Origin of the sequence: uncultured Parabacteroides sp., assembly GCF_905196875.1 — a bacterium.
Taxonomy (GTDB): domain Bacteria; phylum Bacteroidota; class Bacteroidia; order Bacteroidales; family Tannerellaceae; genus Parabacteroides.
The window spans coordinates 15122-27797 of the sequence record NZ_CAJJWO010000066.1 but is presented as its reverse complement, the minus strand read 5'-3'; the positions used below and the strand labels follow the sequence as shown (position 1 = coordinate 27797).

At 44.8% G+C, this 12676-nt stretch carries 11 protein-coding genes; 8 read left to right on the top strand and 3 right to left on the bottom strand.

The window, feature by feature from the left end:
• The coding region (locus QZ076_RS17470; protein WP_293715354.1) for an Rpn family recombination-promoting nuclease/putative transposase at positions 1–640 on the bottom strand (640 nt) is incomplete at its 3' end.
• A 201-nt stretch (positions 641–841) separates the two neighbouring features.
• On the opposite strand from QZ076_RS17470, the gene QZ076_RS17465 reads away from it, so the two are divergent.
• The 4 genes from QZ076_RS17465 (at position 842) to QZ076_RS17450 (ending at position 7032) form a co-directional block, all read left to right on the top strand.
• The gene (locus QZ076_RS17465; protein ID WP_293715351.1) at positions 842–1066 is read left to right on the top strand and encodes a DUF4248 domain-containing protein; all 225 of its coding nucleotides are present in this window, start codon (positions 842–844) and stop codon (positions 1064–1066) included.
• A 35-nt stretch (positions 1067–1101) separates the two neighbouring features.
• Entirely contained in the window at positions 1102–3501 is a 2400-nt protein-coding gene (locus QZ076_RS17460; RefSeq protein ID WP_293715348.1) for a DUF3987 domain-containing protein, read from the top strand.
• Between the two features lie 391 nt (positions 3502–3892).
• Positions 3893–4189, top strand: coding sequence for an HU family DNA-binding protein (locus QZ076_RS17455; protein WP_293715345.1), 297 nt, complete (start codon positions 3893–3895; stop codon positions 4187–4189).
• The gene (locus QZ076_RS17450) at positions 4189–7032 is read left to right on the top strand and encodes a GLUG motif-containing protein (protein WP_293715342.1); all 2844 of its coding nucleotides are present in this window, start codon (positions 4189–4191) and stop codon (positions 7030–7032) included. The genes QZ076_RS17455 and QZ076_RS17450 overlap by 1 nt, the downstream gene beginning before the upstream one ends.
• Before the next feature lie 113 nt (positions 7033–7145).
• On the opposite strand, the gene QZ076_RS17445 is transcribed toward QZ076_RS17450, so the two are convergent.
• Positions 7146–7301, bottom strand: coding sequence for a hypothetical protein (locus QZ076_RS17445; RefSeq protein ID WP_293715339.1), 156 nt, complete (start codon positions 7299–7301; stop codon positions 7146–7148).
• 124 nt (positions 7302–7425) lie between these two features.
• Here QZ076_RS17445 and QZ076_RS17440 point away from each other — a divergent pair, with 124 nt between their 5' ends.
• Both QZ076_RS17440 and QZ076_RS17435 read left to right on the top strand, forming a co-directional pair.
• Entirely contained in the window at positions 7426–7698 is a 273-nt protein-coding gene (locus QZ076_RS17440) for a hypothetical protein (protein ID WP_293715336.1), read from the top strand.
• On the top strand, positions 7689–8006 hold the full coding sequence (locus QZ076_RS17435) for a type II toxin-antitoxin system RelE/ParE family toxin (RefSeq protein WP_293715333.1): 318 nt from the start codon (positions 7689–7691) through the stop codon (positions 8004–8006). Before QZ076_RS17440 ends, QZ076_RS17435 begins: the two co-directional genes overlap by 10 nt.
• A gap of 7 nt (positions 8007–8013) precedes the next feature.
• On the opposite strand, the gene QZ076_RS17430 is transcribed toward QZ076_RS17435, so the two are convergent.
• Complete coding sequence (locus QZ076_RS17430; RefSeq protein WP_293715330.1) at positions 8014–8508, bottom strand: UpxY family transcription antiterminator; 495 nt, start codon at positions 8506–8508, stop codon at positions 8014–8016.
• A gap of 86 nt (positions 8509–8594) precedes the next feature.
• Between QZ076_RS17430 and QZ076_RS17425 the strand changes: the two genes are divergently transcribed.
• Both QZ076_RS17425 and QZ076_RS17420 read left to right on the top strand, forming a co-directional pair.
• Positions 8595–9917 (top strand): Gfo/Idh/MocA family oxidoreductase, encoded by a 1323-nt coding sequence (locus tag QZ076_RS17425; protein WP_293715327.1) that lies wholly within the window; start codon positions 8595–8597, stop codon positions 9915–9917.
• 105 nt (positions 9918–10022) lie between these two features.
• Entirely contained in the window at positions 10023–12605 is a 2583-nt protein-coding gene (locus QZ076_RS17420; protein WP_293715324.1) for an ATP-binding protein, read from the top strand.
• Positions 12606–12676 lie beyond the last annotated feature (71 nt).

Genomic DNA, 12676 nt, shown 5'->3' with positions numbered 1-12676 from the left:
CACGCTCGTCCTTGCTCAGATTAGCCACATCCGCCACTTCGAGCAGTTTGTCGAATACGGCCTTTTGCGCCTTGAAGGGCATTCTGTCTAATGTATCCATATGTTTTAATAAATATAACCAACGTTCAAAATCTGTCTCACAATCATCTGCTTCTTTCGTGAACCAGGGTAACTCCAGATATACCTGCCGGATCTTGTCGCTAAACATCCGTCCGGTATCACGGTCTGCCAATATAACATCTGTCCGAAATTTGGAATTCATTCCCATCTTATAGTTTAACAGGAAAATGCCGTATACCGGACACAGGTTAAACTTCCAGTCTTTACCCTTCTCACCCTGGTTACTGATGGCCCGGGATAAGTAATAAATACCCCGGTCGTAAAAGTAGGGCTGGGCTCCGTTCTGCATTTCCACGACAAACCAACCGCCTTTGTCATCCTTGCAATGAATATCGAATATCACTCCCCGGTCTTCAATCGTTTCCGGTTGAAGGATCGGATTTTGAAAGGTGATATCGCTGATATGACGTTCGCCTTTCAGCAGCTGATTTAAGAAATCAATTAATAACTCTTTGTGTACCTCCTGACCGAAAATCCGGTGAAAACCGAAATCGGTGAAGGGATTGATAAACTTTCCCATAGCATATATATTTTGGTTGCCACCCAATAACAGGCGGTACGACAAAGATAAAGAATATTTTCTTCGGACAAAAAAGAAAGCAGGTTATTTATACCCGGCCGGCCACAAAACGGCAATAAAGCATGAAATTCAATACATAAACATTTGTTTTTCTCGTTTTTTATACTTACCTTACAAGGACAAATCAACACTATAACGATCATGGAAGAAAAGCAAAACTACTGCCGTGTATGGGCATTTTACGAACTGGCCCTGTGTTATTTCCCCGAATCGACGCCCAAGACGGCCAGTGAGAAGCTGACACGATGGATCAGGCTTTCGGGAAACCTGAAAGAGAAACTGATCGCCCTGGACTGGAAACCGGGGCAGAAACTACTCACGCCCAAACAAGCAATGTGCATTGTCAATCATCTGGGTGAACCTTAGCGAGCCCGGCATTTTACAACTTTATCGTACAACCTATGACACAAAACAAAGAACAAGAATTCTCCTGGTACGGCAGCCTTTACAAGACCAGGGAAGAAAAGAGAGTGACACTTAGCTGGCTCGACGAGTTTATCAAAAGCGACTGTCTTAAATTTATTACTAAAGAGATCCGCCGGCTGACAGCCGAAGGGCGTCACCGGGAAGCCAAACGGCTGAAACTGCAACTTCCCGCCATTGCCGTCTCGGCACTGTTCCCCAACGAAAGACTGAAGGAACAGGCAGGCGAACATACCGGTTACGCACTGGTAGACGTAGACGGCATGAAAACACCGGTTGCCGAATATATGGAACGAAGCAAAGGCCTCCCCTGGCTGGTTCTGGCTTATGTCAGTGCGCGGGGCGGCGGTGTGCACCTGATCTTCCGGGTGGAGACGGACACCGTGCATCATGCGGAGACCTGCCTGGCACTGTATGATATTGTCGAAACGACTTTGGGAGAAGCGGTAGACAGGGGGTGCACCGATATCACACGGACAAGTTTGGTTTGCTGGGACGCGGAGTGCTATTACAATCCGGAGGCGGAAACGTTCAGGGTGGAAGCGGCCGCCGACACACATCCTAGCCCCGCCGCTGACACACCACCTGCCCCCTCCCGAGAGGGGAAAAGTTACTCCAGACACTGTGAGAAAAAGATGGCGACAGAAACGGAGCCACTGACGGAAACGGAGCGACTGGATCTCTATCTGGATCAGGCAGACCTCGGAAACAGTTGGGTAAAAGGACAACGCCATGCCCGACTGGTCAGCCTCGCCTTCTGCCTGAACCGGGCAGGCTTCGGACAGCAGGCGGTGGAAAATGAATGCATGCGCCGTTATGTCGAGCCCGATTTCGACGCGAAGGAGATCGCCAAGACCATCGCCTCCGTTTACAGCAAGGCACGGGCTGAACATGGGGTGAACCGACGCGAAAACAAGACCCTGAACGAGAAAAAGTTCGCCATTCCCGCCACTTTCGCCACTAAAGATACCGAAAAGTATCCTCCTGCCGAAAACGAAACGGATATAACTACGAATCAACACGTTACTCCCGAACTACCCTACGTAAACCAGGCTCTTTTCAATACCGCCCCGACCCTGTTGCGGGACATGGTACGCCCCGGCCTCGAAGGACGCCAGCGGGATATGGCAATCGTCGCCGCACTGGCTATGATCTCCACCGTGATGCCTCGTGTAAAAGGTAACTATCATGGCGATTCTGTCGCCCCGATGCTCTACCTCTATGTCGTGGCACGTGCCGGCTCCGGCAAGGGAGTGCTCAACGGCATGTACCAATTGCTCCAACCCTGGCACTATTACGTCCGCTCGAAATCAGCTTCGTACGTCAAGAAAAACAAGGAAGAGATAGAGGCCTACGAACTGGCTGCGGCGCGAAGCAAGAAAACCGGAAAGCCGGTCATGCTCACCCGCCCCGTCGAAGTTCTTCAGATGGAACTAAAAATTGCCGGAACCATCACCCAGGCCAAGCTGGTGCAACAACTGAGTGCCAACGAACATTATCCCGGACTGATGCAAGAATCGGAAATCGGTATCCTGATCGAAGCCATCAACAACGACCACGGCAAATACACCTACCTGCTCAACCAGATCGCCCATCAGGAGACGATCGACCGGGCATCCATTTCGGGCGGGACAGTAAGCTGCAACCGTCCGCTTATGGGACTACTCACGAGCGGAACTTTCGGGCAGTTTGTACGGCTCATCCCTTCGGCCGACGACGGTCTCTTCAGCCGTTTCCTGGCTTACACCTTCAACGAGGCTCCGCAATGGAAACCCCTGACCAGCGAAGACGATAACATACATGCCGACCGTTATTATGCAGAGGTAGGCGCCGCCATCCTCGAAGCCGGCATCTACCTCGACAATAACCCGACCTTCGTACATTACACCAAGCAACAGCGTAACCGCATGAACCATCGTTTCTCCCGCATGTCGGAACAGGCCCGGTTGTTCGGCAACGAAGATCGCCTGAGCGTGGTGCACCGCCTGGGACGTACTCATTTCTGCATCAGTATGCTTCTCACCGCCCTGCGCAAAGTGGAACGACAGAGCACGTTGGACGAACAGGTCGTTTCAGACATAGATTTCGATATTGCCACGATGTTCGTCCTTATGTTTCAGCAGCACATGCTTACATTAGGTACGATGTTAAAGCATGATGCCGATTTCACTCCACCCAGCGACCCCAATATTTACGAGACATTCTTCAACGACCTCCCCGCCACCTTCCGCACCTCCGAAGCCAAGGCACTCGGCTTGTCCCGGGGAATCCCCGAAAGAACCATCGACCGTCATTTGGGAAAATGGATACACGAAGGGATAATCAGCAGATTATCAGTTGGAAAATACCTGAAAAAGATAGCGAAATATGGCAGTTGAAAATGAAATAACTTTAGTGGCATAAATGGCGAAAGTGGCGAACTTTTGAAATACAAAACATAAAGTAAATGTTATAGATAGGAAGTATTTGATATAAAATACTTAAGTATTTCGGACAAAAAACATAAGTATTTTAATAAACAGCCATAATCATTTTACAAAATGGCACTTCTGAGAATGACTAAATAAAACGTTCGTTTAAATCGTCCACAAAGTTACGGGTTATATTTTTATATTCAAACTAATTAGCCATAAACTTTGATTTTCTTGTTTTTCTTTGTTTATCAACAATTTTCAAGCCTTCCTCTTTCTTTTTTTTCTATAAACAATTATTTTTTCAGACACCTCTGAAAATGACTAATTTAAACGAACGTTTTTTCTAGTCATTCTCATGAATAAACAACAATTAATAGACGACTTGGCCCTGAAAACAGAACAAACCAAGTCTACGTCAAAGAAGATGCTTCAAGCATTAATGGATATCATTACCAGTCAGTTACAACGCGGTGAAGAAATCCACCTATACGGTTTTGCAGTCATATCAAGATGGCATCAAACCGAACGTCCCGCCCGTAACCCCAAAACGGGGGCCCCTCATACTATCCCCGAACGTTTCTCTGTAAAGCTGAAACCGGGGAAACAGCTACTCAAAGAAATTAATAAACCTCAAACTAAAAATAAATCATGATGAAAAAGCATTTACATCTTACTCCGTTTCGTCTATTAATAACGATTATCCTTTGCTCCTTATCAAAAGGAATATTGGCACAAGATACCACAACGCAAACATGGGAAGATCTGGCTCAAGAACCAAGCGGCTGGACTACCGCTTCGACAGAAATCAATATATCTTCCGAAGCTGAATTAGCTTGGGTAGCAAAAATGGTAAATGACGATACAGATACAGGAAATGCCGGTCAAAAAGGATTTGAAGGAGTGACGATAACACTCACTAAAGATCTTGATTTAATTGATCATAATTGGATACCAATAGGAGAAAAAGGAAAAGACTATAGATTCACCAGACCTTTCAAAGGAAACTTTAATGGAGGCGATCATACCATATCCAATATGAAGATTGTCTCCGATTGCTCTGCGGGGCTCTTCGGACAAATAGATCATACGACAATAAAGAATATCAAATTAATAAACTGCTTTATCGAAAAAAGTAGTAACACCTATACATCCAATAAAAACATTTATGCCGGATGCATAGCCGGTGCAAGCTTTTCCTCTACAATTGAAAATTGTCACGCAGAGGGTACAATCAACTATAAAGGAGAGGCCTCAGTGTATGTAGGAGGTATAACTGGTAAAAATGCATCTGAAGATGACACGCAAGCAATTATTAATGGCTGTAGCTTTGACGGGAAATTCAATTACAATCTTGAGTTAACTCCCAGTGGAGGTCTTAAATCCGGTTGGGCCGGTGGAATAGCCGGAACGAACAATGCATCTTCCCAAACGAGTGGTAGTATCACAAACTGTCATGCAAAAATAGTCGCCAAAGTAATTCAAGCAGAAGCTGGAGGAATAACAACATCCAATAGGGGTGTCATAAAAGGATGCAGTGCAGAAGGATCTATCAATGTCACTCTTGATGGAACAACTAGTGGTGTCGGTGGAATTGTCTCGGAAAACACAAAGCCCTTATATTCTAACCCAACTTATACAATAGAAAATTGTACTTCTTCCTGTGATATAACATTAGTATATAAAATAAAGGAAAGTCTACAATCAACGGGGTACTATGCCAAAGTTGGCGGTATTACAGGAACTCATAACATGGGAAATGCTCAAAAATGTCCTCCCATAACTGATTGTACTACATCCGGAACAATTTCTGTAGAATTAATTACGGATCAGCCCTCGAGTACTGATTTAAGTGGTAATTTATGTACGGCGGGAGGTATCGCCGGATACAGTAAAGCGGCAATTCAGAATTGTAAATCGTCAGCCAAGGTTTCAGCGACTACAAAAATTCCGGACACGGAAGCATATGCAGGAGGTATTACCGGTATCTTCGAGCAAGCCCCTATTAGTAATTGTGTAGTATCAGGTACTGTTACAACTAATGGGGTTGTTTCTTATGGAGGTGGTATTGCCGGACAATGTTCTAATGCTATTAAAAATAGCTTTTCTACCGCTAATATTATTTCCACCGGCAACAACAATACAGTCGGTGGTATTGCAGGATATAATACACATTACATACAGAATTGCTATTCAACAGGAGACATCACATCAACCGGCGAAATAAATTATGCCGGAGGGATTGCAGGCTATAATAAGTATGAGATACTCAATTGTTACGCAACAGGCAAGGTGGCTGCAAATTGTACACAGATAACAAAAGCAAATGAAGATCCTCGTGGATATGTTGGAGGTATTACCGGAATAAACAAAGGCAGTAGAACTAACAGTAAAGGCTCTGTTGTAAACTGTCTGGCACTCAATACCGGAGGTATTACATATAACGCTACAACACCCGGACGTATTGTAGGGTTTCAAGATCAGACAGTTGCTACTGTTACGGACAACTTTGCCCACCCGGAAATACCAAAAGTAGACGATGCTGTTGTAGACAATGGTGCAGACTGGGATGGATCAAGTTATCCTTTCCAATCATCCGATGCGTGGGATTTCACCGACAATACTCAACTTCCAAAATTGAAATATATAAAAGAAGACGGAAGCTACGAAACAACAACAATAGTCAACCAGCCGACTATTCCTATTGTCAGTTTACAAAATTACATTATTACATTCGATACCCCACAACACGGTACGCTCACTGTCACCGATCAGAATCAAGTCTCCATACAATCCAATGACAAAGTGAAAGGTGGAACCACACTTACCATTACCGCCACACCGGAAGATGATGGATATGAACTGAAAGAGTTACTGGTAAATGGAACTTCCTTTTCATCAGGAAACACTTTGACTGTATCAGAGGCAATCGTTATTGCTGCCTCATTCGGCAAAAAACAAACTCCGGAGCCTCCCCCCGAACCGGAGCCGACTCCCGACCCCGACCCGACCCCGACAGTATACCATATCGTCACCCTCCCGCAAATAGAAGGTGCGACAACCGACCCTATCGCCGGAGAATACGAAGTTGAAGCCTGGAGCAGTTTCCGTTTCTACCTCACACTGGATGAAGGATACAACCAGTCCTCCCCCATCGTCACTACCAACCGGGGCGAAACAATCACTCCACGTTCGAGCGACGGCGCATATATCATCAAATATGTACGCCAGCCGATCACCATCAATATCGACGGTATCGTTAAGAATCCCGACCCGGTAGCCAACGAAGCAATAAATACAAACAGTACGAAAGTATGGACGGAAGAAGCCTGTTTACACATCCAAACTTCGCAACCGGAAACAGTATTCATCCACACTTTCAACGGCTCTTTGCTGAAAAAACTCGACAAGCTATCCGGCAACAAAACAGTCTGGCTGCCACAAGGTAATTATATTGTCTTGATTGGGAAGGAACGGTTTAAGGTACAAGTGAAATAACCGATAAACCAAAAGCCGCAAAAGGGATTTAATCTTTTGCGGCTTTTATATTACTAATAACTCTTTAGTTCATTCAAATACAAATCAATCAAGGTCATTCTTATTCTATATTATTATTGAAGTTTGACCACCCTAACCCCTTCATTTCTCAATTTCTGAATCGATGTTCCTTCCGAAACAGCCTTCATCCATGCTTTCTTATCGGCTACAGCCTTTTTAGCCGTACAGATCATTTCTTGTTTTGTCGAATTAAATTCTTTCCTTTTCATGTCTGTCTTGATTTATGAAATTTGATACATTACAAATATACGAATAATTAAAAACAATTTCTATCTTTGTAATACTATTGATCAGATAGATAGGACTAGTATAAACCTTAAAAAGAAAAATAAAATGAATACAAATATAAGACTGGATGCAGATAAGATAGAATTAGCGAAAGCAATCCTCTCTATTACAAGCAAAGATATTTTGGATAAGGTCAAAAGCCGGTTGACAGATATTCTGGATTTTCAAGAAAAGGAAGAAGAAGTTACTCCATATACATTAGAAGAGCTCCATGCCCGTATCGACCATTCTATTGCAGAATTAGATGCCGGAAAAGGCATTCCCAGCAACGAAGTATTTCATAAAATGGAACAAAAATACCCCTGGCTATGCAAGTAATTTGGTCTCCTGACGCAGAAAAAGAACTTGACGACCTTGTGGAATATTGCCTTATTACATTTGGAAAACGAACAGCAAGCAATGTTTACCGGCAAATCAAGCATTATGATACACTTTTGACTCAAAACCCTTTGATGGGGAAACATGAAATTTTATTAGAAAAATATCCGCAAGGATTTCGCAGTATTGTGGAACACAGCCATTATAAACTCATTTACTTTATCGACAAACAAAACAATATAATTAATATCGTTGACATTTGGGATACACGCCGCGCACCCGAAAGCTTAGTTGAAAGGTTAAAGTAACCCCTTATCACTTCAACCTATTCACCCTCGCCACATCCGTTAGTCTCACACAGACTGTTGCGCCCAGTTGCTCCAGGAAGAGCATGAGGTGGTTCTTTTTTATCTTCTTTATCTTTCCGGATACATGTTTCATCGCACCGGTTAGGATTTCCACCTCTTCACCCGGGCAAAGCTCGTGTTCGGCAGCCTGTTCCAAAAATGCTTTAATGGCATCTACCTCGGTCTGACGGACAATAGCCGGCTTCTGGTTATAAAAAACAATCCGGATAACCCCATACACCTTCAGCAAGTCGCGTAAAACGGTATCTGTACACCTGACAAACACATAGGAACTAAACAACGGTATTTCAACTATCTTTACACGATCCGACCATACGCGGGGAGTACGATGCAAGGGCAACCAGCATTCTACTCCCAACATATCTATTCGTTCTTTTACCTGCTTTTCGGCGCGTGGAGCCGTATATAAAACATACCAGTTAGTATCTTGAGGGGTTATCATTGGCATTTTTTTTAATTCAGGGCACAAATATAGAACTATTTTTCGTATTATTGCAAAGCTGTTCGCGAACACATAAATTAAATACCATGAATAGAAGAAATTTTTTACAAAAGTCCGCATTATCTGCAGCAGGACTTGGTTTATCGCCGTTGTTCGGTAGCGCATATAGCGCTGTCTACGGACAAGCGGCTCCCAGTAATAAAGTAAAAGTAGCCCTGATCGGATGTCGTTCGATGGGTTTTTCCAACCTCAGCAATTTCCTGAAATACCCGGAAGTGGAATGCGTCGCCCTTTGCGATATAGACGACGAATGGCTGAACAAACGGGCAGCCGATGTTGAAAAAAGCACCGGCAAGAAAGTCCCTAACCTATACAAAGACTGGCGTAAGGTCATAGATAACAAAGACGTAGACGTAGTAATCATCGGAACCCCCGACCACTGGCACTGCCTCCCTACAATCTTTGCCTGCCAGGCCGGTAAAGACGTATATGTCGAAAAACCGCTTTCCAACACCATCGAAGAATGCAACCTGATGGAGAAAGCCGCCCGCAAATACAACCGCATCGTACAGGTGGGCCAATGGCAACGCAGCGATCCGCATTGGGACGAAGCGGTCAACTACCTGAAAGCCGGCAACATCGGCCGTATCCGCACCGTGAAGGTATGGGCTTACCAGGACAGTAAACCTACCCTACCCATCATACCCGACAGCCCGGTTCCCGCAGGAGTGGATTACGACATGTGGCTGGGCCCGGCTCCGAAACGTCCGTTCAACACCTACCGTTTCCATTATAATTTCCGCTTCTTCTGGGATTATGCCGGCGGCCTGATGTCAGACTGGGGAGTGCATCTATTGGATTATGCCCTCGAAGGCATGAACGCCGACCTGCCCAGCCGCGTATTCTCCGGTGGTGGTAAGTTCGCCTATCCCGACGATGCGATGGAGACTCCCGATACCCTGATGGCAACGTACGCCTACAAAGATTTCAATATCATCTGGGATCATGCCTGCGGTATCAACCACGGCCCGTTCGATAAGAAAGAAGGACTGGCATTCTTTGGCGAAAACGGTACGCTGGTACTCACCCGCGCCGGTTGGGAAGTGCTGCCCGTTATGGTAGACAAAACACCCCGTATGGAGGCTGTCCCGTTCAAAAAGGGAGAAGGAAAAGGCTTGTACAACCATGTAGGAAACTTCCTGGGATGCATAAAAAGCCGCGAATTGCCTAATGCCGACATTGCCATCGGCGCACGGGTAGCCAAAATGTCGCATCTGGCAAATATTTCATGCCGTCTGCAACGCGAAGTACGCTGGGACGATACCAACAGCCTGTTTGTCGGTGATAATGAGGCTACTGCATTATCAAAGGCTTACTATCGGGCTCCCTGGGTATTACCCCAAATATGAAACGACAGGTCTATATTATATGAAAGCCTTGAAATTCTTTTGACAATCAATATTTATATGTACTTTTGTATTAAATACAATAACATATAAACTTCATAGACCTATATGAGCAGTGCATACGCAAACTATTCAAGAGAAGAGTTGATCCGCGAAATTGAGATCTTGAAAAAGGAATGCCTTTCTTCCAGTGATGGTGATTTATATAAGAACCGGATGCTGACTGATATGATCGCACTACGGAAAACACTTTCTGATGTGCTGTCGCTCTTACTACGGTCGGAACAAAACGAAGCCATCGACCAGGCTCTATTGATTGTCCTGAAGTTTTTCAAAGTAGACCGCGTATATATAGGTATCTTCGATGATGAAAAAAATATGGTAGACTTCACGCATGAGGTGACGCACGAAGGTGTGGTCTCCATGCGTGAAGATTTGTTGCGCCAGTTATCGATAAAAGATATCCCCTGGTGGATCAAACAGATAAAAGAGAGTAAGGATATCGTCATCTCCGATGTGGAGGTAATGCCCCAGGAAGCTGCGGCCGAACAACATCTGCTGCGTTTGCAGGAAATTGTCTCCCTGTTGGTTCTCCCCGTACTCCATATGGGAAAAGTCAACGGATTTATCGGATTGGATTGCGTGAAAGCCCACCGCGCATGGAATGCCATAGACGTGGAAAACCTGCGCATGCTGACCGACATCGTTTCCATCGCCATCGAACGGGAACATGCACAGGGGATGATAGAGAACTCTATGAAGCAGGTGCTGCAAAGCGAATCCAAATTCCAGATCATATTCGACAAGTTACCCTGGGGAGTGGAGTTGTATGACGAGAAAGGCAATCTGCTCGACCTCAATAACGCAGACTTGGAAATATTCGGAACCACGCGCGAACAGGCCATAGGATTGAATGCTTTCGAGAACCCCAATATTCCGGAATGGGTAAACGATAAACTGAAAAAAGGGGAAGACGTTTCTTTCACACTGCGTTATAACTTTAAAGCGGTTTCGGATACGGGTTATTACCTGTCTACCGTAAAGGAGCAGGTTAAATATTTACAGGTAAAAGGTGTCGTACTGAAGGATAAACAGGATGCCATATTCGGATTCTTCTATATCGTATTCGATGATACGGAAAATTATATTAAGACGGAACAGACCCAATACAACCTGACCAAGCTTAAAGTTGCTGTCGATACCGGTGATTCTATCATCTGGGAATATGATGTGGCTTCCGACAAACTGAATGTAGATTTCAGCCTGAATGAAAATATTACCGAGAATAAGCTATTATCCTACCTGAGCCGGGAGAACCTGACCTACCTGCAGGACTTTGCCGACACATTGTATCCGGAGGACTTCGACAGGGTATACAACCAGCAGTTCCAAAGGCTGCTCAAAGGTGAAATAAACAGTTATGCGTCCGTATACCGCCGTATCCTCGACGGAAAAACGTACTGGATCAATTCGAATGTTCGCTCTTACAAACTGAATGAAGATGGTACGCCCAGCAAAATAATAAGCTACACGTCCAATATCACCAAACAGCGTGAAAAAGAGATCGAACTGATCAAGGTAAAAGAGGCGGACAAACTTAAATCGGCTTTCCTGGCCAATATGAGCCACGAAATACGTACACCCCTGAATGCTATCGTCGGCTTTTCCGACCTGATAGCGGAAACGGAAGATAAGGAAGACAGGCAGGCATATCTGGATATTATCCATAAAAACAACAACCTGTTGCTCAACCTGATCGGGGATATCCTGGACTTCTCCAAAATAGAATCGGGCACATTGAAGTATAACATAGCGCAAACGGATATCAAAGAGCTCTGCCGGGAAATACACCAGGCAGAATCACTCAAGATGACTTCGGATGTCAAACTGCTGTTCGACGACAAATTACCTTCCGTCATCCTCAAGACAGATCCACAGCGGGTGATACAGGTGATCACGAACTTTATAAACAATGCAATCAAATTTACTTCCGAAGGCAGTATCACCCTTTCTTATGCCAGAAAGAGTAGTTTCCTCAAAATAAACGTCAGAGATACCGGTATCGGTATTGCCGAAGAGAACCGGAGCCGTATCTTCGAGCGTTTCATCAAGATAAACGACTTTAAACAGGGTACGGGACTCGGCCTTACGATCAGCAAAATGATCGTAGAAAACCTGGGGGGCAGTATCGGGGTAGATTCGGTGGAGGGAGAAGGCTCTACCTTTTGGTTCACACTTCCGCTTGAACAGGATAATGAAAATATACATGAAATACCGGAGGAAGAAGAAACACCTCTCCCACCGCCCATAGTCGAAAAACCTGTTTCCAAAAGGAAAAAGGTACTGATCGCCGAGGATGTCCCCGAAAACTATTTCCTGCTGCAAACGTTGTTCGGGAAAATATATGAACTATACCATGCCTGGAACGGGGATGAAGCGGTAGAGATGTACCATAAGTATGATCCCGACCTGATTCTGATGGACCTGAGAATGCCGGTAATGGATGGCTTCCAGGCAACCCGCATCATTCGCGAATTGTCGGAAACAATACCGATCATTGCCCTGACAGCGTTTGCTTTTGAAAGGGAAAAAGAAATTGCCCGCGAATGCCGTTTTACGGATTATGTGGTCAAACCGGTCGATATTAATCATTTAAGGAATTTAGTTCACAATACATTATATAACAGGTAGGAACAATATAGAACGAATAAGGCAACAAAAAAGCCGGTTGAAAAAGAATCAACCGGCTTTTTATTATACTG

Bases quoted from the DNA above. Each gene is read 5' to 3' on its own strand.
- QZ076_RS17465 (WP_293715351.1), top strand. From the start codon at position 842: ATGGAAGAAAAGCAAAACTACTGCCGTGTATGGGCATTTTACGAACTG.
- QZ076_RS17460 (WP_293715348.1), top strand. From the start codon at position 1,102: ATGACACAAAACAAAGAACAAGAATTCTCCTGGTACGGCAGCCTTTAC.
- QZ076_RS17455 (WP_293715345.1), top strand. From the start codon at position 3,893: ATGAATAAACAACAATTAATAGACGACTTGGCCCTGAAAACAGAACAA.
- QZ076_RS17450 (WP_293715342.1), top strand. From the start codon at position 4,189: ATGAAAAAGCATTTACATCTTACTCCGTTTCGTCTATTAATAACGATT.
- QZ076_RS17445 (WP_293715339.1), bottom strand. From the start codon at position 7,301: ATGAAAAGGAAAGAATTTAATTCGACAAAACAAGAAATGATCTGTACG.
- QZ076_RS17440 (WP_293715336.1), top strand. From the start codon at position 7,426: ATGAATACAAATATAAGACTGGATGCAGATAAGATAGAATTAGCGAAA.
- QZ076_RS17435 (WP_293715333.1), top strand. From the start codon at position 7,689: ATGCAAGTAATTTGGTCTCCTGACGCAGAAAAAGAACTTGACGACCTT.
- QZ076_RS17430 (WP_293715330.1), bottom strand. From the start codon at position 8,508: ATGATAACCCCTCAAGATACTAACTGGTATGTTTTATATACGGCTCCA.
- QZ076_RS17425 (WP_293715327.1), top strand. From the start codon at position 8,595: ATGAATAGAAGAAATTTTTTACAAAAGTCCGCATTATCTGCAGCAGGA.
- QZ076_RS17420 (WP_293715324.1), top strand. From the start codon at position 10,023: ATGAGCAGTGCATACGCAAACTATTCAAGAGAAGAGTTGATCCGCGAA.